This window comes from Pseudomonas sp. SDT291_1_S447 (assembly GCF_054070155.1).
This window is the reverse complement of sequence record NZ_JBSVXS010000112.1, coordinates 1-17,414: the sequence shown is the minus strand read 5'-3', so window position 1 is coordinate 17,414 and position 17,414 is coordinate 1. Positions and strand designations below refer to the sequence as shown.

At 61.0% G+C, this 17,414-nt stretch carries 20 protein-coding genes; 14 read left to right on the top strand and 6 right to left on the bottom strand.

Going from position 1 to position 17,414, the window contains the following annotated elements:
- Positions 1-56 precede the first annotated feature (56 nt).
- Together ACW9IR_RS24060 and ACW9IR_RS24055 are read left to right on the top strand one after the other, a co-directional pair.
- A complete protein-coding gene (locus ACW9IR_RS24060) occupies positions 57-1,244 on the top strand; it encodes an acyl-CoA dehydrogenase family protein (RefSeq protein ID WP_457465276.1) in 1,188 nt (395 codons plus the stop codon).
- A gap of 36 nt (positions 1,245-1,280) precedes the next feature.
- A complete protein-coding gene (locus ACW9IR_RS24055) occupies positions 1,281-2,384 on the top strand; it encodes a sigma-54 interaction domain-containing protein (protein WP_110720988.1) in 1,104 nt (367 codons plus the stop codon).
- On the opposite strand, the gene ACW9IR_RS24050 is transcribed toward ACW9IR_RS24055, so the two are convergent.
- Entirely contained in the window at positions 2,381-2,734 is a 354-nt protein-coding gene (locus ACW9IR_RS24050; protein ID WP_457465275.1) for an antibiotic biosynthesis monooxygenase, read from the bottom strand. The genes ACW9IR_RS24055 and ACW9IR_RS24050 overlap by 4 nt on opposite strands.
- A 93-nt stretch (positions 2,735-2,827) precedes the next feature.
- Between ACW9IR_RS24050 and soxR the strand changes: the two genes are divergently transcribed.
- The 4 genes from soxR to ttdR all read left to right on the top strand — a co-directional run bounded on the left by soxR (position 2,828) and on the right by ttdR (position 5,905).
- Positions 2,828-3,280, top strand: coding sequence for a redox-sensitive transcriptional activator SoxR (gene soxR, locus ACW9IR_RS24045; RefSeq protein WP_457465274.1), 453 nt, complete (start codon positions 2,828-2,830; stop codon positions 3,278-3,280).
- 103 nt (positions 3,281-3,383) lie between these two features.
- Positions 3,384-3,842 carry a VOC family protein gene (locus ACW9IR_RS24040; protein WP_110720991.1) on the top strand — a complete coding sequence of 153 codons (459 nt, stop codon included), beginning with the start codon at positions 3,384-3,386 and terminating at the stop codon, positions 3,840-3,842.
- Positions 3,843-4,054: 212 nt separating this feature from the next.
- Positions 4,055-4,930, top strand: coding sequence for an alpha/beta fold hydrolase (locus ACW9IR_RS24035; RefSeq protein WP_110720992.1), 876 nt, complete (start codon positions 4,055-4,057; stop codon positions 4,928-4,930).
- 24 nt (positions 4,931-4,954) lie between these two features.
- Complete coding sequence (ttdR, locus tag ACW9IR_RS24030) at positions 4,955-5,905, top strand: L-tartrate utilization transcriptional activator TtdR (protein ID WP_457465273.1); 951 nt, start codon at positions 4,955-4,957, stop codon at positions 5,903-5,905.
- 126 nt (positions 5,906-6,031) lie between these two features.
- Here the strand turns inward: ttdR and leuD are convergent, their stop codons facing one another.
- Together leuD and leuC are read right to left on the bottom strand one after the other, a co-directional pair.
- Positions 6,032-6,646, bottom strand: a complete 615-nt coding sequence (gene leuD, locus ACW9IR_RS24025) for a 3-isopropylmalate dehydratase small subunit (RefSeq protein WP_457465272.1) — start codon at positions 6,644-6,646, stop codon at positions 6,032-6,034.
- A complete protein-coding gene (gene leuC / locus ACW9IR_RS24020; protein WP_457465271.1) occupies positions 6,643-8,061 on the bottom strand; it encodes a 3-isopropylmalate dehydratase large subunit in 1,419 nt (472 codons plus the stop codon). The genes leuD and leuC overlap by 4 nt, the downstream gene beginning before the upstream one ends.
- A 408-nt stretch (positions 8,062-8,469) precedes the next feature.
- On the opposite strand from leuC, the gene ACW9IR_RS24015 reads away from it, so the two are divergent.
- The 8 genes from ACW9IR_RS24015 to ACW9IR_RS23980 are packed head-to-tail and all read left to right on the top strand — an operon-like array spanning position 8,470 to position 14,721.
- Positions 8,470-9,669, top strand: a complete 1,200-nt coding sequence (locus ACW9IR_RS24015) for a PepSY-associated TM helix domain-containing protein (protein WP_457465270.1) — start codon at positions 8,470-8,472, stop codon at positions 9,667-9,669.
- Positions 9,666-10,208, top strand: a complete 543-nt coding sequence (locus ACW9IR_RS24010; protein ID WP_102900423.1) for a thiamine pyrophosphate-binding protein — start codon at positions 9,666-9,668, stop codon at positions 10,206-10,208. Before ACW9IR_RS24015 ends, ACW9IR_RS24010 begins: the two co-directional genes overlap by 4 nt.
- Positions 10,205-10,537, top strand: coding sequence for a hypothetical protein (locus ACW9IR_RS24005; RefSeq protein WP_102900422.1), 333 nt, complete (start codon positions 10,205-10,207; stop codon positions 10,535-10,537). Before ACW9IR_RS24010 ends, ACW9IR_RS24005 begins: the two co-directional genes overlap by 4 nt.
- Complete coding sequence (locus ACW9IR_RS24000; RefSeq protein ID WP_457465269.1) at positions 10,534-11,109, top strand: DUF6162 family protein; 576 nt, start codon at positions 10,534-10,536, stop codon at positions 11,107-11,109. The genes ACW9IR_RS24005 and ACW9IR_RS24000 overlap by 4 nt, the downstream gene beginning before the upstream one ends.
- 35 nt (positions 11,110-11,144) lie before the next feature.
- Entirely contained in the window at positions 11,145-12,074 is a 930-nt protein-coding gene (locus ACW9IR_RS23995; RefSeq protein WP_034155183.1) for a metal ABC transporter substrate-binding protein, read from the top strand.
- Positions 12,071-12,916, top strand: coding sequence for a metal ABC transporter ATP-binding protein (locus ACW9IR_RS23990; RefSeq protein ID WP_457465268.1), 846 nt, complete (start codon positions 12,071-12,073; stop codon positions 12,914-12,916). Before ACW9IR_RS23995 ends, ACW9IR_RS23990 begins: the two co-directional genes overlap by 4 nt.
- Positions 12,916-13,815, top strand: a complete 900-nt coding sequence (locus tag ACW9IR_RS23985) for a metal ABC transporter permease (RefSeq protein ID WP_007917717.1) — start codon at positions 12,916-12,918, stop codon at positions 13,813-13,815. Before ACW9IR_RS23990 ends, ACW9IR_RS23985 begins: the two co-directional genes overlap by 1 nt.
- Complete coding sequence (locus ACW9IR_RS23980) at positions 13,816-14,721, top strand: metal ABC transporter substrate-binding protein (RefSeq protein ID WP_457465267.1); 906 nt, start codon at positions 13,816-13,818, stop codon at positions 14,719-14,721.
- Positions 14,722-14,897: 176 nt separating this feature from the next.
- On the opposite strand, the gene ACW9IR_RS23975 is transcribed toward ACW9IR_RS23980, so the two are convergent.
- From ACW9IR_RS23975 to ACW9IR_RS23965, 3 genes are all read right to left on the bottom strand, one after another.
- Positions 14,898-15,122 (bottom strand): MbtH family protein, encoded by a 225-nt coding sequence (locus ACW9IR_RS23975; protein WP_457465266.1) that lies wholly within the window; start codon positions 15,120-15,122, stop codon positions 14,898-14,900.
- An 83-nt stretch (positions 15,123-15,205) separates the two neighbouring features.
- Complete coding sequence (locus ACW9IR_RS23970; protein ID WP_457465265.1) at positions 15,206-16,618, bottom strand: diaminobutyrate--2-oxoglutarate transaminase; 1,413 nt, start codon at positions 16,616-16,618, stop codon at positions 15,206-15,208.
- Positions 16,619-16,760: 142 nt separating this feature from the next.
- Positions 16,761-17,246: a GNAT family N-acetyltransferase gene (locus ACW9IR_RS23965; RefSeq protein WP_102900416.1), complete on the bottom strand. Its 486-nt coding sequence runs from the start codon at positions 17,244-17,246 to the stop codon at positions 16,761-16,763.
- Positions 17,247-17,414: the final 168 nt, after the last annotated feature.

Genomic DNA, 17,414 nt, shown 5'->3' with positions numbered 1-17,414 from the left:
AAGATCGCAGCCTGCGGCAGCTCCTACATGGGCAGTTTGAATTCAGGAGTGTTGGTGTGACTGCCAAACCGCAAAGTACTTTATTATCCCCGCTGCAGACCGCGCGCCAACTGGCCGCCGGATTTGCCCTGACCGCCGTCGAACGCGACGAACGCGGCGGCACGCCGAAGGCCGAGCGCGATGCCCTGCGCGACAGTGGCTTGTTGGCCCTGAGCATTCCCACCCGCTACGGCGGCCTCGGCGCAAGCTGGAGCGAAACCCTGCAGGTCGTTCGCGAGTTCGCCAAAGTCGATAGCTCGATCGCCCACGTGTTTGGTTTTCATCATTTGATGCTCGCCACCGTGCGCCTTTTTTCCCGGCCGGATCAATGGCAGCCGTGGTTCGAACAGACCGCGCGGCAGAACTGGTTCTGGGGCAACGCATTGAACCCGCTGGACACCCGCACCGTGGTCAAGGATCTCGGTGGCTGGCGCGAGTTTTCCGGGAAGAAAAGCTTCTGCTCCGGCGCCAGCGACTCACAAATGCTGATCGCTTCGGCGGTCGATGAAAGCGCCGGCGGCAAGTTGCTGATCGCGGCGATTCCCAGCGGCCGCAGTGGCATCACCCTGCACAACGACTGGAACAACATCGGCCAGCGTCAGACCGACAGCGGCAGCGCCACGTTCGAACGGGTGCGCGTCGAAGAATCGGAATTGCTGCTCGATCCCGGTCCGCTGAGCACGCCGTTCGCCTGCTTGCGGCCATTGATTGCGCAACTGACCTTCACGCATATGTTTCTCGGGATTGCCGAAGGCGCTTTCGAAGAGGCGCGGCAATACACCCTCAGTGAAACTCGGCTCTGGCACAAATCCGCGGCGCGCGATGTGCGTGAAGATCCCTACGTGCTCGCGCATTACGGCGAGTTCTGGGTGGCGCTGGAAGGCATTCGCCTGTTGGTCGAACGCGCGGCGACGTTGCTCGATGAAGCCTGGGCCAAAGGCGCGAATCTCAGCGCCGAAGAGCGCGGCCAAGTCGCGACAGCGATTGCCACCGCGAAAGTCGCCGCCAGCCGCCAAGGCCTGGAAATTTGCAGCCGTTTGTTCGAAGTGACCGGCGCGCGCTCGACCCACGCCTCCCTGCGCCTCGACCGCCACTGGCGCAACCTGCGCACACAAACCCTGCACGACCCGCTGGACTACAAACTCCATGAGTTGGGCGACTGGGCGCTGAATCAGTCGCTGCCGGTGCCGACCTTCTATTCCTGACCTGCCTGCATTTGAACTAAAAAGAAGGACGAGCCCATGCAACTGCTGACCCTACCGCCCTCCCCCGCGCTCGCCACGTCGATCCGCGCCACCGCGCAAGTGTTCGAAGACCCGAAGTCCCAGGCCCTGCTCGAGCATCTGCAGCAGGTCGCCCCGAGTGAAGCGAGCGTGCTGATCATCGGCGAGACCGGCACCGGCAAAGAGCTGGTGGCGCGGCATATTCATAACCTCAGCAATCGCCGTCATCGGCCGTTTATCGCGGTCAATTGCGGGGCGTTTTCCGAATCGCTGGTGGAAGCGGAATTGTTCGGACATGAAAAAGGCGCGTTCACCGGCGCGCTGAGCGCCAAGGCCGGATGGTTTGAGGAGGCGGACGGCGGCACGTTGTTTCTCGATGAGATCGGCGATCTGCCGATGGCGATTCAGGTCAAGTTGTTGCGTGTTTTGCAGGAGCGCGAAGTGGTGCGGCTCGGCTCGCGCAAAAGCATTCCTATCGATGTGCGGGTGCTGGCGGCGACCAATGTGCAGCTGGAGAAAGCCATCAATGCCGGCCATTTCCGCGAGGATCTGTATTACCGCCTCAATGTGGTCAACCTGGAATTGAGTCCGTTGCGTGAGCGTCCCGGCGATATCCTGCCGCTGACACGCCATTTCATCGAGGCTTACAGCCAACGCCTCGGTTACGGGCGGGTCAGCATCAGCCCCGGCGCCGAGCACAAGCTGCGTGCTTACAGTTGGCCGGGCAACATTCGTGAACTGGAAAACGTTATCCACCACACCCTGCTGATCTGCCGTAATGGCGTGATCGAACGCGATGATTTGCGCCTGTCGAACCTGCGCATCGATCGCCCGGACGATCATCACAGCAGTGCCGATGATTCACCGGAGGCGCTGCTGGAACAGGCCTTTCAAAAACTCTTCGCGCAACAGGCCGGCGCGTTACACGAAAAAGTCGAAGACGCCTTGCTGCGCGCGGCGTATCGCTTTTGCCATTACAACCAGGTGCACACCGCCGCGTTGCTCGGTCTGAGCCGCAACGTCACGCGCACGAGGCTGATCAAGATCGGTGAACTGGCGGTGAACAAGCGGCGGCTCACGGAAAATCTGCAAGGCGAGCGCTTGATCCAGTTGTCGATCTAGCCCACCAAGTGGCAGTGCAGCGCATCGTCGTGACTGCGGGCGATGCTGCTCAGCACCTGGAAGGAATTGAAGGTGATGGTTTTCGCCTGATGGGTGTGGATCAGTTGCCAGAAATCCTGCTCGCCGCTCTCGAAGCTGCGAAATGCCGCCTCCCCCGCCTCGCGGGTCTGCCATTGGAGAAAACTCAGCACACGCCGGCCATCATCACTGGCCTGCACACTGGCGCTGACAAAACCGGCATAACGCTGTGCCAGGCGCTCGGTCTGCATCGATAACGCGGTCACCAGGGCGGGTTGTTGGCTTGGTTCGATTTCAAATTCGATCAATTGGGTAAAACTTCGGTTGTTCATGGAAAACCCCCACTCAACATAAGACGAGCCTTGCGACTCGAAGGCCTGCAGGGTAAAACCTCTAGTTAAGTCAAGGTCAAGAGCATTTTTGCAATGATCACCAAGGAAACCGTGCACAAGCAGCTCACCGTCGGTGAAGTCGCAGCACGCAGTGGCGTGGCCGTCACCGCCCTGCACTTTTATGAATCCAAAGGTTTGATCAAGAGCCAGCGCAATGCCGGTAACCAGCGCCGTTATCCGCGCGAAGTGCTGCGCCGGGTGGCGTTGATCAAAGTCGCCCAGCGGCTGGGGATTCCGCTGGCGGAGATTGGCGAGGCACTGAAAATCCTCCCGGAGGATCGTGCGCCCAGCGCGGCCGACTGGAAAATCCTCTCGCAGCAATGGCGCCGCGAGCTGGATGAACGGATCGAGCAACTGACGCTACTGCGCGATCGGCTCAATGGCTGCATCGGTTGCGGGTGTCTGTCGATGGAGGCCTGCCCGCTGCGCAATCAGGGCGATGTGCTGGGTGAACAGGGACCGGGGCCGCACTTTCCCGAAGACTGACGCTCGTCGGGCAAAAATCTGCAGGGCGAGGACAGTTCTATAGTGGGTTTTCCACAAATCCGGTGGAGCCGCATCTCATAGAACAACAATCAGGGAGAACGTCATGAGCGTCAAACCCATTCCCGAGGGGTATCACAGCATCACCCCGTATCTCGGCATCCATAAAGCCGCCGAGGCCATCGACTTCTATAAAAAAGCCTTCGGCGCCACCGAAGTCATGCGCCTGTCCATGCCCGACGGCGGCATCGGCCATGCCGAACTGCGCATTGGCGACAGCGCGATCATGCTCGGTTCGCCGTGCGATCAGGGGCCACTGAGCAATCCGGATCAAGCAGTGTCGGTTGGTTTGCATCTGTATGTAACTGATGTCGACAAATCGTTTCAACGAGCGCTGGATGCCGGCGCGACGACGGTGTCCGAGGTCAAGGATCAGTTTTACGGTGATCGCAGCGGGACGTTGAAGGATCCGTATGGGCATCTGTGGTTTCTTGCCTCGCGCAAGGAGGATCTGACTGAAGAGCAGATCAAGCAGCGGGCGATGGAGATGTTTCAGCAGGGTTGAGCATTGCAGTGTCTGGACTGGCCTCTTCGCGAGCAGGCTCGCTCCCACAGGGGAACGCATTCCAACTGTAGGAGTGAGCCTGCTCGCGATGAGGCCATAACTATCAATACACATCACACTTCATGAACCTGCCCACCACGCTTTGCCCCTTGCCGCAAACCCCGGACAATCTCAGGATGCAGCAACAAGAACCCTGAACAAGGATCAGCCCGATGTTTGCCGGATTCCGCAAAGACCAGCGTCACGTCAACGGTGTGGATATCGCCTACCGCCTCGGCGGCAGCGGCCCAGGCCTGTTGCTGTTGCACGGGCACCCGCAGACCCACGTGATCTGGCACAAGATTGCCGAACAACTCGCCGAACACTTCACCGTGGTCGCCGCTGACCTGCGCGGTTACGGTGACAGCAGTCGCCCGGCGGCCGATGAGTTGCACATTAATTACTCGAAACGCGAAATGGCTCGCGACAATGTCGAGCTGATGCAGTCGCTGGGCTTCGAAGAATTTTCGATCCTTGCCCACGACCGCGGCGCACGGGTCGCCCATCGTCTGGCCCTCGACCACCGCGCCGCCGTGCAACGGATGATGCTGCTGGACATCGCGCCGACCCTGTCGATGTATGCGCAAACCAACGAAGCCTTCGCCCGCGCGTATTGGCATTGGTTCTTTCTGATCCGCCCGGCGCCATTGCCGGAAACCTTGCTCGAAGCCGATCCCGAAGCGTATTTGCGCAGTGTGATGGGCAGCCGCAGCGCCGGGCTCAAGCCGTTTACCGATGCAGCCTTCGGCGAATACCTGCGCTGCCTGCAACAACCGGGCAGCGCGCGCGGCATCTGCGAAGACTATCGCGCCAGCGCCAGCATCGATCTTGCGCACGACCGCGCCGACATCGCTGCCGGGCATCACCTGACTCTGCCGTTACGCGTGTTGTGGGGTGCGGAAGGCACGGTCGGACGCTGCTTCGATCCGCTCAAGGAATGGCAGCAAGTGGCGGCCGACGTCAGCGGTCAGGCACTGCCCGCCGGCCATTACCTCGCCGAAGAAGTTCCCGAGCTGTTGCTGGCCGAAGCGCTGGCCTTTTTGCGCTGAGCCGAGCCGCTGGATCTCGGTGCTATGCTGGCGGCCTCTGCCGCCAGTGTTCGTTTTGACATGTCCCAGAAGAAAGACACCGTGCCCCTGCCCGAAGACCTGCGCGTGCTGCTCACCGTGATCCGCAAGAACGGCTTTGCCGCCGCTGCGGATGAACTGGGCCTGTCACCGGCCTATGTCAGCAAACGCATCCAGATTCTTGAAACCACCCTCGGTACTCGCCTGCTGCACCGCACCAGCCGTCGCGTCTCGCTGACCGAGGACGGTGAACGCGTGCAGCGCTGGGCGTTGCGCATTCTCGATGACTTTCAGCAACTGCACGACGAACTTTCCGACGCCCACGACAGCCCGCGTGGGCGTTTGCACATCTGCAGCAGCTTCGGTTTCGGGCGCAATCACGTAGCCCCAGCGGTGTCGTTGCTGGCCGAACGTTATCCAGAACTGGAAATTCGCCTCGACCTGTTTGACCGGGTGGTGGACATCATCAACGAAGGCTTCGACCTGGAGATCCGCGTCGGCGATGACCTGCCCGGCCAGCACATCGGTCGACGCCTAGTCAGTAATCGACGAGTGCTGTGCGCGGCTCCCGGTTATCTGCAACGTCGCGGTACGCCACAAACCCTGGACGAACTGCAGCAGCACGATTGCCTGGTGATCAAGGAGCGCGACAACGCCTTTGGTATCTGGAATCTGGATCGCGATGGCGGACAAGAAAGCGTGCGGGTCAGCGGGCCGTTGTCATCAAACAACGGCGAGATCGTTTTGCAATGGGCGCTGGATGGGCGTGGGGTTTTGTTGCGGTCGTTGTGGGATGTAAAGCCGTTGCTGGAGCAAGGAAGCCTGGTGCAGGTGCTGGAGGATTACAGCCAGAGTGCCAATGTCTGGGCGGTGTACCCGACACGGCTGGCGCATTCCGGGAAATTGCGCGCGTGTGTGGAGTTTTTGCAGGCGCATTTCAAAAGCCTGTCGCTGTAACCCGAAACAACAAAAAACCCTGTAGGAGTGAGCCTGCTCGCGATAGCGGTGTGTCAGACACAACAATTCTGACTGATCCGCCGCTATCGCGAGCAGGCTCACTCCTACAGGGGGATCAGCGGTGGGTCAGGAGAGCCACGGGTTGTTGGCCAGATGTTCGCGCTCGAAAGCCTTGATCTGTTCGCGGCGTTGCAGGGTGCTGCCGATGGCATCCAGGCCCAGCAACAAAGCGGTTTTACGTAGCGTATCGATCTGGAAATCGATCACCGTGCCATCCGCCAGACTAATCCGCTGCGCCTCCAGATCAATACTGACCCGCGCCGTTTCAGCCTGACCGACAAGCTGTCCGATGCGTTGCACCTGTACCTCTTCCAGGGTGATCAACAACACCCCGTTACGCTGGCAATTGTCGTAGAAGATCCCGGCAAAACTGCTGCCGATCAACGCGCGGATACCCATCTGCTGCAACCCCCAGACCGCGTGTTCACGGCTGGAGCCGCAGCCGAAATTCGGCCCGACCAGCAGAAAACTTGCGCCCTGCCATGCCGATTTGTTCAACACGAAATCGGGGTCGGGGCTGCCATCGCGCAGAAACCGCAAATCGAAAAACAGCCCGCGATCGAGTCCTTGCCGGTCAATGCCTTTGAGAAATTGCTTGGGCATGATCACGTCAGTGTCGACATTGGCCGCCAATAACGGCGCGGCCTGGCCGCTGACTTGCGTGAAAGGTTGCAAGCTCATGGGCGTTCTCCAAAGTGGCGGATATCGGTGAGTCGACCGCTGATTGCCGCTGCGGCGACCATCGCCGGGCTCATCAGGTGAGTGCGCGCACCGGCGCCCTGACGGCCTTCGAAATTGCGATTGGTGCTGGACGCGCAGCGGTCGCCGGGGGCGAGCACGTCGTCGTTCATCGCCAGGCACATCGAGCAGCCGGACTGACGCCACTCGAAACCGGCGTCGATAAAGATCTGCGCCAGTCCTTCGGCCTCGGCCTGAGCGCGAACTTCGCTGGAGCCGGGGACGATCATCGCCCGTACATGCCCGGCCACGTGCTGACCGCGCACGACGCTGGCAGCATCACGCAGATCTTCGATTCGCGCGTTGGTGCACGAACCGATAAAGGCGTGGCTGATAACGATGTCGCTGAGCGCCATGCCCGCTTCCAGGCCCATATAGTTGAGGGCGCGGCGCATGTCCTGACGCAGGATCGGATCGCTGACCGCTTGTGGATCCGGCACCCGTGCACCGATAGCAGCGGCCTGATCGGGGCTCGTGCCCCAAGTGACCATCGGTTCCAGCACACTGGCATCGAGGTGTATCTCGCGGTCAAACCGCGCTCCGGGATCACTGCGCAGTTCGCGCCACGTCTTCACGCCCCGTTGCCACAGCTCACCTTGCGGCGCGCGCGGCTTGCCCTTGAGATAAGCGAAGACCTTGTCATCCGGGGCCATGAATGCGCCGCGCGCGCCGGCCTCGACAGCCATGTTGCAGATGGTCATGCGCGCTTCAACGCTCAAGGCATCGATGGTCGAGCCGCAAAATTCGATCGCGTAACCGCTGGCCCCGGAGGCGCCGATGCGGCCAATCAGGGCCATGATCACGTCTTTGGAGGTCAGGCCCGGTGCGAGATTGCCATCCACGGTCACGCGCATACTTTTCAGACGTTTGTAGACCAAGGTCTGCGAGGCCAGCAGATGCTCGATCTCGGAAGTGCCGATGCCGAAACCGAATGCGCCAAGCGCGCCATAGGTAGTGGTGTGGCTGTCACCAGCGGCAATCACCATGCCGGGCAGAATGAAACCCTGCTCCGGGGCGATCACATGTTCGATGCCCTGACGCTTGTCGAGGATGTCCAGCAACTCGATGCCGAAGTCGCGGCAATTTTCCGCCAGATACGACACTTGCCGGGCGCCGCCCGCGTCGGGCATCGTCGCGATGCGCACAGGCGCGGTCGGGTTGACGTGGTCGACTACCGCCAGCGCCGTGCCCGGCCGCCAGACATCGCGCCCGGCCGCGCGCAAACCGCTGAACGCCTGCGGGCTGGTGTACTCGTTGATCACCTGACGATCGATATACAGCAGGACATGGCCCTGATCGTCGAGGCGGCACACCGTGTGCGAATCGATGTGTTTGTCGTAGAGGGTTCTGGGACTCATCAGGGCGCTCACTCAGGGAAATCGGGTGATTCACATCATAGGGAGCGTGGACTGGCCATCAATTGCCTGACAGTGATGGCGTCATCCATGAATCGTGTTTGATCCCCTGTACGCAGCAAAACCCTGTAGGAGCTGTCGAGTGCAACGAGGCTGCGATCTTTTGATCTTGTTTTTAAAGATCAAGATCAAAAGATCGCAGCGTGCCGCAGCTCCTGCAGTGGAATCTCTCACACCCTGCGAACTGGGAAACATTTGCTTTCATATCACCTTTCGGGATTTTCCGCGCTCATCCGTCCTATATAGATGCAGGCCGTTCGCGTAGGCAAAAGCCACGACCGGTCGTTCGGGGATCCCGTGCTGCGAAGCCCGTAGCCACGCGCCCTTTCACCGACAACAAGACGCGCAATCATGTCGAAGAAATCCCGCTCCAAACTGTGGTTCCTGGTGCATAGCTGGCTCGCTTTACCGATCTGGTTTTTTGTTCTGATCGTCTGCGTGACCGGGACACTGGCGGTGGTCAGCCAGGAAATCGTCTGGCTGGCCAACCCGCAGATGCGCGCCAGCCAGCCTGCGGACGATGCACCGTTGCTCAGCTATGACCAGATTCTCGCCGCTATCAAGAAAGCCGAACCGCAAACCGTCGTCCAAAGTATCAGTCGCCCCGACGAATCGCATTTCGCCCTGGATGTCGCCGTCAGCTACCCCGATGGGCGCGCGCAGACCGTTTACGTCAATCCGTACACCGGCGTGATTCAGGGCGGCGCACCGGATTTCAACTTCAAGGCCTTCACCCGTGCCCTGCATGGCTGGTGGCTGGTGCCGTTCACCAATGGTTACAGCTGGGGCTGGTACCTGGTGTCGTTCCTCGGTCTGCCGTTGCTGGCCTCGCTGATCACCGGGCTGGTGGTCTATAAACGCTTCTGGAAGGGTTTCTTCAGCCCGACCCTGCGTTTTCGCCACGGTGCGCGGATTTTCTGGGGCGACTTCCACCGCCTGAGCGGTATCTGGTCGATCTGGTTTATTGCGGTGATTTCGGTCACCGGTACCTGGTTCCTGATCGAGGCGATGCTGTTCGATAACCACATCTCCATCTCCAGCGAGCCGGTCATTCCGGCGATGGCCCGTGAAGCCGTGCCGATCTCGGCCGACGGCACGCCACCGCCGCGCATCAGTCTGGATCACGCGATCGAAGTCGCTCAGGAAAAAATTCCCGGTCTGGAAGTCAGCTTCGTCAGCTTGCCGGGCAATGCCTACAGCCATATGAGCCTCGGCGGCCGTGGCTGGTATCCGCTGATGTTCCAGACCGCGACCCTCAACCCGTTCAACGGTGACGTCGCCGCTTCGCGCCTGTTGTCCGATCGCACCTCACTGGAGTTCGTCACCGAATCCATGCGCCCCTTGCACACCGGCGACTTTGGCGGACTGTGGATCAAGCTGATCTGGTTCTTCTTCGGTTTGTTACTGAGCATGATGGTGCTCAGCGGTTTGTTGATCTGGACCAAACGCACTGCGCTGGCCACGGCCAATGCACTCAAGCGTGAGGCGAAGAAATCCCGCGTTCAGGCGCAACCGGCCATGAACCGTGAAGCGTCGGAGGTCAACCTGTGAGCAAGTCCACTGCTGCGCCACAACCATCGCGCCTGAGCCTGTTCTGGCACAAATGGCGCTTTCACATCAACGTGCTGTTGCTCCTGATCCCGCTGGGTTTCATGCCCAAGTACTTCGCCGATGCCGCGCTGTTTCGGGGTGACATCGGCCTCGGTGAACGAGAAGTCGGCGAAGTCACGGTCGGTCCCTGGAGCCTGCGCCTGGCCGAGCTGCGCAACGAAGCGCCGCGCCTCGAAGGCCCGGCGGGCCATATGAAAGGTTTCAACGCCGCCCTCTGCGATGCCTGCATCGACCAGGTCAAAGCCACCTACCTGCGTATCGGCAAACCCCGCAGCCTGCGCGCCGCCGGGGTGATTTTCTTCGGTACGCCCTACCGCATGGGTGCGCAATTGCCAGTGCCGGAAAAAACCAAAACCGACGCCGAACTGTGGATCACCATGGAAGGCTGGGACGGCAGCATGCATCAGGCTTCGATCCCTCTGAGTCAGGCCTCCCCCGCCACCATTGCCTGGTTGAACCAACAAGGAGCCAAACCATGACCCGCCCTTTCCGCCTGCGGCTGAGCGCCGTGCTGCTGGTGCTCGGCGCCGGCTTCAGTGCCAGTGCGCTGGCCCACAACCCGATGTGCGAATGCAAAGCCATCGACGCCGAGCAGATCAAATGCACCGGTGGTTTCTCCGACGGCAGCGGTGCGCCGGGGGTGACCCTCGATGTGATCGGCTATGACGAAACCATTCTGGTGCCGGGCAAACTCGGCAGTGATTCGACCCTGACCTTCAAGAAACCCGGCGCCGAGTTTTACGTGCTGTTCGACGCCGGTCCAGGCCACGTGGTGGAAATCGACCAAGCGGATATCGAAGCCCCATGAGCACGCCAACCACCCAAATCGTGCGTCCGGCCGGTGCCGGTCATGAAACCCTCAATGTGCTGCTGTTGTGCCTGTTGATTCTGGCAGTCGCCGGTTCGGTCGTCGCGTGGCGCGGGGTTTCCCATGAACCGGAGCCGGTGGCCACCAATCAACTCGACGCGCGTCGCGACCTCAGTGCCTCGGAACAAGGCATCTACGCCGACCTGCGGGTGACCCTCGACGAAATCCGTTTGCTGCGCGAAGAACAGCAAGCCCTGCCGACACCGCAGAATCTGGCCGACGAAGGCTTTGCGCCGTTTGCCCGGGATGCGAGTTCGGTCAGCCGTGGCGGGCATGCCTGGCAGTTGCTGGGGAATACCGCCTATTTCGGCCATAGCCAGAGCACAGCCGTCGCCGGTTCGTTCGTGATGTTGCTCAGCGCTGACAACAAGGCTGCGCCGGACATCTGGCTCAACCGCGATGCCAATCTGCAAGCTCCGACCGAACTGACCGAAGCCGCCCTGTCCGGCTCTGGCTGGAAACAGATCGTCGCGCAATACGATGCCGGGGTTACCCGCGAACATCGCCATTGATTCCTCGCCCTCATCCGAGAGAAGACCGTTTGCCCATGTCTATTTCATCGCCTCGCCGTCCATTGTTGCGTCTGTTCCTGCTCGGCCTATGCGCCTGCCTGCTGAGTCCACTGGCCAGCGCCGATCAGGCCAAACGCCTGCGCATCGGCATTACCCTGCATCCTTATTACAGCTATGTGGCGAACATCGTCGGCGACAAGGCCGAAGTCGTCCCACTGATCCCTGCCGGTTTCAACCCGCACGCTTATGAGCCAAGGGCCGAGGACATCAAACGCATCAGCGGGCTGGATGTGATCGTGCTCAACGGTGTCGGTCATGACGACTTCGCCGACCGCATGATCGCCGCCAGCGAAACGCCAAACATCAAAACCATCGAAGCCAACGAGAACGTGCCGTTGCTGGCCGCCACCGGGGTTGCCGCACGCGGCGCCGGCAAAGTGGTGAACCCGCACACGTTCCTGTCGATCAGCGCCTCCATCGCTCAGGTCAACAACATCGCCCGCGAACTGGGCAAACTCGATCCGGACAACGCCAAGACCTACACCCAGAACGCCCGCGCCTATGGCAAACGCCTGCGGCAGATGCGCGCCGATGCCCTGGCCAAACTGACTCAAGCGCCGAACGCCGAACTGCGTGTGGCCACCGTGCACGCGGCTTACGACTATCTGCTGCGGGAGTTCGGCCTGGAAGTGACTGCTGTGGTCGAACCGGCGCACGGCATTGAGCCGAGCCCGAGCCAGTTGAAGAAGACCATCGACCAATTGCGTGAACTGGACGTGAAGGTGATCTTCTCGGAGATGGATTTCCCCTCCACTTACGTCGAAACGATTCAGCGTGAGTCCGGGGTGAAGCTGTATCCGCTGTCGCACATTTCCTACGGCGAATACACCGCCGACAAGTACGAAAAGGAAATGACCGGCAACCTCAACACCGTGGTGCGGGCGATTCAGGAGTCGGGCGCATGACTTCCAAAGAAACGATTTCGAACGAACTCGAATCCCCTGTGGGAGCGAGCTTGCTCGCGAAGGCGCCAGGTCAGCCAACATCTTTATCGAATGACACACCGCATTCGCGAGCAAGCTCGCTCCCACAGGTTTCGGGGCCGACTTTGGATTTTGCGCAGGTTTGTCTGACGTTGGGGCGCACGACGATTCTGGACAAGGTCACCTTCCAGGTGCAGCCCGGCAGCGTACACGCGCTGGTCGGCCCGAACGGTGGCGGCAAGAGTTCGCTGATCAAGACCCTCCTCGGGCAAATGCCGCATCAGGGCCGGCTCAGCCTGCAATGGCCCGGCGAACCCGGCACCATCGGTTACGTGCCGCAGGCGCTGGAGTTCGATCGCGGCCTGCCAATGACCGTCGACGATTTCATGGCGGCCATGTGTCAACGTCGCCCGGCGTTCCTCGGTTTGAGCAAGCGTTACGCCGGTGCCATCGGCGAAGCGCTGGAGCGCGTCGGTATGCAGGACAAACGCAAGCGCCGCATGGGCGCGCTGTCCGGGGGTGAACGGCAGCGTGTTCTGCTCGCACAGGGTTTGATTCCGGCGCCGCAATTGCTGGTGCTGGATGAGCCGATGTCAGCCCTCGATGAAGCCGGGATTCAGGTGTTCGAGCGCCTGCTCAATGACTGGCGCGCGGCGGGCATCACCGTGCTGTGGATCGAGCACGATCTGGAAGCGGTCGGGCGCCTGGCCGATCGGGTCACTGGCCTTAACCGTCGTGTGCTGTTCGACGCCATGCCACAACAGGCGCTGACCCCGGAACGTCTGCTGACCTTGTTCTCGACCCATCCACGGAGCGCTGCCTGATGAGTTACGAAGCCTTTCGTTTGATGGTGCAAGGCTGGGCCTCGTCCGGTTATCTGCCGGAAGCGCTGGCCTACGGCTTTGTGGTCAATGCATTGCTTGCCGGCCTGTTGATCGGCCCGGTACTCGGCGGCCTCGGCACGCTGGTGGTGGTCAAGCGCTTCGCATTTTTCTCCGAAGCGGTGGGCCACGCGGCATTGACCGGTGTCGCCATCGGCATCCTGCTCGGCGAACCCTACACCGGGCCGTACGGCAGCCTGTTCGGTTACTGCCTGTTGTTCGGCATTCTGCTCAATTACCTGCGCAACCGCACCGGTCTGGCGCCGGACACCTTGATCGGCGTGTTTCTGTCGGTGTCGCTGGCACTCGGCGCGAGTCTGCTGCTGATTCTGGCGGGCAAGATCAATGTGCACATTCTCGAGAACGTGTTGTTCGGCTCAGTGCTGACGGTCAACGGTAACGATCTGGCGGTGCTGGCCATCGTCGGTTCGCTGGTCATGGCGTTGGCCCTGCCGCTGTACAACCGCATCATGCTCGCCAGTTTCAACCCGCAACTGGCGGCCGTGCGCGGGGTGGCGGTGAAGACCCTGGATTATCTGTTCGTGATTCTGGTGACGCTGATCACCGTGGCGGCGGTGAAAGTCATCGGTGCGATTCTGGTTGGCGCACTGCTGGTGATTCCAGCGGCAGCGGCGCGTTTGCTCAGCCAGTCGCTCAAGGGCTTCTTCTGGTGCTCGGTGCTGATCGCCACGGTCAGCACGCTGTGCGGGATCCTGGCGCCGATCGTCTTTGATCTGCCGATTCCGTCCGGCGCCGCGATCATTCTGGTTGCCGGTATTGCCTTCGCCCTCGCCGCCATTGCGCGCGGGGTTGTCCCGAGTCTGAAAGGGAATCTTGGATAAATGACTTTTTCACTGCGAAAACTGACCTTGGCCATGACCCTGTGCGGCTTGGTCTGCACGCCGTTGATGGCTGCCGAAGCCGCTAAACCGCTGCGCGTGCTGGCCTCGTTGCCAATCACTTACGGCTTGGGCGAAGTACTGCTCAAAGGCACTGACGTCAACCTTGAACGTGCGGCACCGGCGAACCTGCCGGGCAGCCGTCAGACCGCGTATTTCACCGGTCGCGGCGCCCCGGCACTGAGCAAACTGGCAACTGGCGCCGATGCGGTGATCGGTGTGCGCTCGCTGTGGGCCGACGATCCGCTGTACCCGATCGCTCGCCGCAGCAACATCCGCATCGTTGAAGTCGATGCGGCGCGCCCGGTCGACGGCGCCCTGCCGGGCATTGCCGTGCAACCGGATCTGAAGGTCGATGGCTTGAACAGTCAGCCATGGCTGGCCAGCAACAACATGGGGCGCATGGCGGATGTGATGGCGGCGGATCTGGTGCGCCTGGCACCTAGCGCCAAGCCTGCGATCGAAGCGAATCTGGCGACGTTGAAGCAGCGTTTGTTGAAGCTCAGCGCCGACAGCGAAGCGCGTCTGGCCAACGCCGACAATCTGAGTGTGATGAGTTTGAGCGATCATTTCGGCTACTTGATCGGTAGCCTCAATCTGGAGCTGATCGGCGAGGATCCACGACCCGATGCGGAGTGGACGCCGGAGGATCTGAAAAAACTCACGGCAACGCTCAAGGACAATGATGTCGCGGTGGTGCTGCATCATCGGCAGCCGTCGGACGCGGTGAAGGCAGCAATTGCCGAGTCGGGCAGCCATCTGGTGGTGCTGAGCACGGATGCGGCGGATCCGGTGGCAGAGCTGGAAGGCAATGTGGATTTGGTGTTGAAGGGTTTGAGCGGGGCTTAATTTCAGCTGAAACCGCGTTATCGTTCATCGCGAGCAGGCTCACTCCTACAGGGGGAGCGCATTCCAAATGTAGGAGTGAGCCTGCTCGCGAAGAGGCCAGCCCGGGCAACACAAATCCAAGACAAAAAAAAACCGCTGACTGTCTCCAGTCCAGCGGTTTCTTTTTGCCCGGCCGCTTATTGCGCGGCGGCCTGCCCTTCCATCTTCTGGCGCAGGCTCAGCGGACGCATGTCAGTCCAGATTTCTTCAATGTAGGCCAGGCATTCCTTTTTCAGGCCGCTCTTGCCCACAGTGCGCCAGCCTTGCGGCACGGCTTTGTAGTCCGGCCAGATCGAGTATTGCTCTTCGTGGTTGACCACGACCTGAAAGAGGATGTCCTCGCGGTCGAATACTGACGTCATGCTGGTTCTCCATCGTTGTAAGGGTGGGCTGCACGCGGGATGCAGCCGGGTATGTAGAAAGAACGTTCGGCGCGGCGAAAAATTTACAGCGCAGCCGTTGCGGCGGCCAAAGCGCGACCGAAGATTTCCGCAACGCGGTCGATTTCGGCAGCAGTGATCACCAGCGGCGGCAGGAAACGCACCACCGCGCCATGGCGACCGCCCAGTTCCAGAATCAACCCACGCTTGAGGCATTCGCGCTGGACCAGCGGCGCCAGTCGCGCAAACGCCGGCGGATGACCGAGCGCATCGGGTGTGCCGTTCGGCTCGACCAACTCGACCCCGAGCATCAGGCCACGACCACGAATATCACCCAGTTGCGGGAAGTCGCGTTGCAGGATGCGCAAGTGCTCGCTGAGGCGCTCGCCCATGGCAGCAGCGTGTGCGCAGACCTTGTGCTCAACCAGATAACGCATCACCGCAGAACCGGCAGCCATGGCCATCTGATTGCCACGGAACGTGCCGGCGTGCGCACCCGGTTGCCAGGTGTCGAGCCAGTCGCGATAGACCACCACGGCCAACGGCAGGCTGCCGCCGATGGCTTTGGACAACACCACCACATCCGGGGTGATGCCGGCGTGTTCGAAGGCAAACATCTTGCCGGTGCGGGCGAAACCGCTCTGGATCTCGTCGACGATCAGCGCCACACCGGCCTTCTCGGTGATCCGGCGCAAGCCGCGCAACCACTCGATGTCTGCCGGAATCACACCGCCCTCGCCCTGCACAGCTTCGACGATCACTGCTGCGGGCAGTTGCACGCCGGCCTCGGGATCGTTGAGCAGGTTTTCCAGGTAACTCAGGTTGGCCTTTACCCCCGCCGCGCCACCGAGGCCGAACGGGCAACGGTAGTCATACGGGAACGGCATAAACTGCACGCCATTGCTGAGCAAGGCGCCCAACGGCTTTTTCGGCCCGAGGCTGCCCATCAGGCTCAACGCACCCTGGCTCATGCCGTGATAACCACCGGAGAACGACAGCACGGTGCTGCGCCCGGTCGCCGTGCGTACCAGCTTCAGCGCCGCTTCCACAGCATCGGTACCGGTCGGCCCGCAGAACTGGATTTTCGCTTGCGCCGCCAGGGCGGGCGGCAGCAGACCGAACAGATCCTGGACAAACTGATCCTTGACCGGCGTGGTCAGGTCGAGGGTGTGCAGCGGCAATTCATCGGCCAGTACCTGTTGGATCGCTTCGATCACCACCGGGTGGTTATGCCCCAGCGCCAGCGTGCCGGCACCGGCCAGGCAGTCGATAAAGGTGCGCCCTTCGACGTCTTCGACGTACAGGCCTTTGGCGCGTTTCAGGGCCAGCGGAATACGTCGTGGATAACTGCGGGCGTTGGATTCCTGTTGAGCCTGACGGGCCAGCAATGGCGATTCACTGAACTGGTACAACGTTTCGGCCGGCGCCGAAGTAACCCGAGCCGACGACTCTTCGATAAGGCTGGTGGCGACTGACATCTCTCGACCCCTCAATTGGCTATGGATAGTGACCAAAACAGCACACCGGACAGGTGCGCATTCCGATCACGGGGCGCACTTGCAGGTTTTCCTGTTCTGGAAACGCTTAAGGGGCCCGAGGATTTAGCCCGTGATCGAGTTGTCAGACCGGCGATGCCAACGGCTTGTGCATGGGCAGGGTCTGCAAGCCTTGGTATTCGACGGGCGGCGCAGACTCGCGATAACCCAGACGCCGATAAAAAGCGCGGCCGGTGCGCGTGCTGTTGAGGTCAGCGTGAAGCACTCCGCGAACCCGCAACCAGCCCTCCAGATCCTGCATCAGCGCCCGCCCGACGCCGCGCCGAAAGGATTCCGGCTGCACGTAACACAATGAAATGTCGCCACCGGCCTGGGCCATGCCGACACCGACCGGTTTGTCCGCCAGCAATGCGATACACAGATAGAAGTGCGGATCGGCGAGCCGGGCACTGATGAAATCGGCGGACTGCTGGCCGATCCAGTCACTGACCAGTGACGGGTGGTTACGGTGATCGAGTGCACAACCGATGCGGATCGAACGTTCGATGATGCGGCTGATGATACCGGCGTCGGCCAGGATGGCCGGACGAATGCAGATGGGTGCTTCCATGGCGCAGTTCCCTCAATCCATTGAGTCAAAGCTGCGTTGACCTTACGCCCAGGCCAAGCGGATAGCGAACGTCGAGAGGTTACATTTGATGTGCCTGGCGCGATTTCCTGTAGGAGCTGCCGAAGGCTGCGATCTTTTGATCTTGATCTTGAAAAACAAAATCAAAAG

Coding starts and splice junctions, on each gene's coding strand:
- ACW9IR_RS23965 (WP_102900416.1), bottom strand. CDS start 17,246: ATGGAAGCACCCATCTGCATTCGTCCGGCCATCCTGGCCGACGCCGGT.
- ACW9IR_RS24055 (WP_110720988.1), top strand. CDS start 1,281: ATGCAACTGCTGACCCTACCGCCCTCCCCCGCGCTCGCCACGTCGATC.
- ACW9IR_RS24035 (WP_110720992.1), top strand. CDS start 4,055: ATGTTTGCCGGATTCCGCAAAGACCAGCGTCACGTCAACGGTGTGGAT.
- leuC (WP_457465271.1), bottom strand. CDS start 8,061: ATGAGTCCCAGAACCCTCTACGACAAACACATCGATTCGCACACGGTG.
- ACW9IR_RS23970 (WP_457465265.1), bottom strand. CDS start 16,618: ATGTCAGTCGCCACCAGCCTTATCGAAGAGTCGTCGGCTCGGGTTACT.
- ACW9IR_RS23995 (WP_034155183.1), top strand. CDS start 11,145: ATGTCTATTTCATCGCCTCGCCGTCCATTGTTGCGTCTGTTCCTGCTC.
- soxR (WP_457465274.1), top strand. CDS start 2,828: ATGATCACCAAGGAAACCGTGCACAAGCAGCTCACCGTCGGTGAAGTC.
- ACW9IR_RS24005 (WP_102900422.1), top strand. CDS start 10,205: ATGACCCGCCCTTTCCGCCTGCGGCTGAGCGCCGTGCTGCTGGTGCTC.
- ACW9IR_RS24000 (WP_457465269.1), top strand. CDS start 10,534: ATGAGCACGCCAACCACCCAAATCGTGCGTCCGGCCGGTGCCGGTCAT.
- ACW9IR_RS23985 (WP_007917717.1), top strand. CDS start 12,916: ATGAGTTACGAAGCCTTTCGTTTGATGGTGCAAGGCTGGGCCTCGTCC.
- ACW9IR_RS23975 (WP_457465266.1), bottom strand. CDS start 15,122: ATGACGTCAGTATTCGACCGCGAGGACATCCTCTTTCAGGTCGTGGTC.
- ACW9IR_RS23980 (WP_457465267.1), top strand. CDS start 13,816: ATGACTTTTTCACTGCGAAAACTGACCTTGGCCATGACCCTGTGCGGC.
- ACW9IR_RS23990 (WP_457465268.1), top strand. CDS start 12,071: ATGACTTCCAAAGAAACGATTTCGAACGAACTCGAATCCCCTGTGGGA.
- leuD (WP_457465272.1), bottom strand. CDS start 6,646: ATGAGCTTGCAACCTTTCACGCAAGTCAGCGGCCAGGCCGCGCCGTTA.
- ACW9IR_RS24015 (WP_457465270.1), top strand. CDS start 8,470: ATGTCGAAGAAATCCCGCTCCAAACTGTGGTTCCTGGTGCATAGCTGG.
- ACW9IR_RS24040 (WP_110720991.1), top strand. CDS start 3,384: ATGAGCGTCAAACCCATTCCCGAGGGGTATCACAGCATCACCCCGTAT.
- ttdR (WP_457465273.1), top strand. CDS start 4,955: ATGCTGGCGGCCTCTGCCGCCAGTGTTCGTTTTGACATGTCCCAGAAG.
- ACW9IR_RS24050 (WP_457465275.1), bottom strand. CDS start 2,734: ATGAACAACCGAAGTTTTACCCAATTGATCGAATTTGAAATCGAACCA.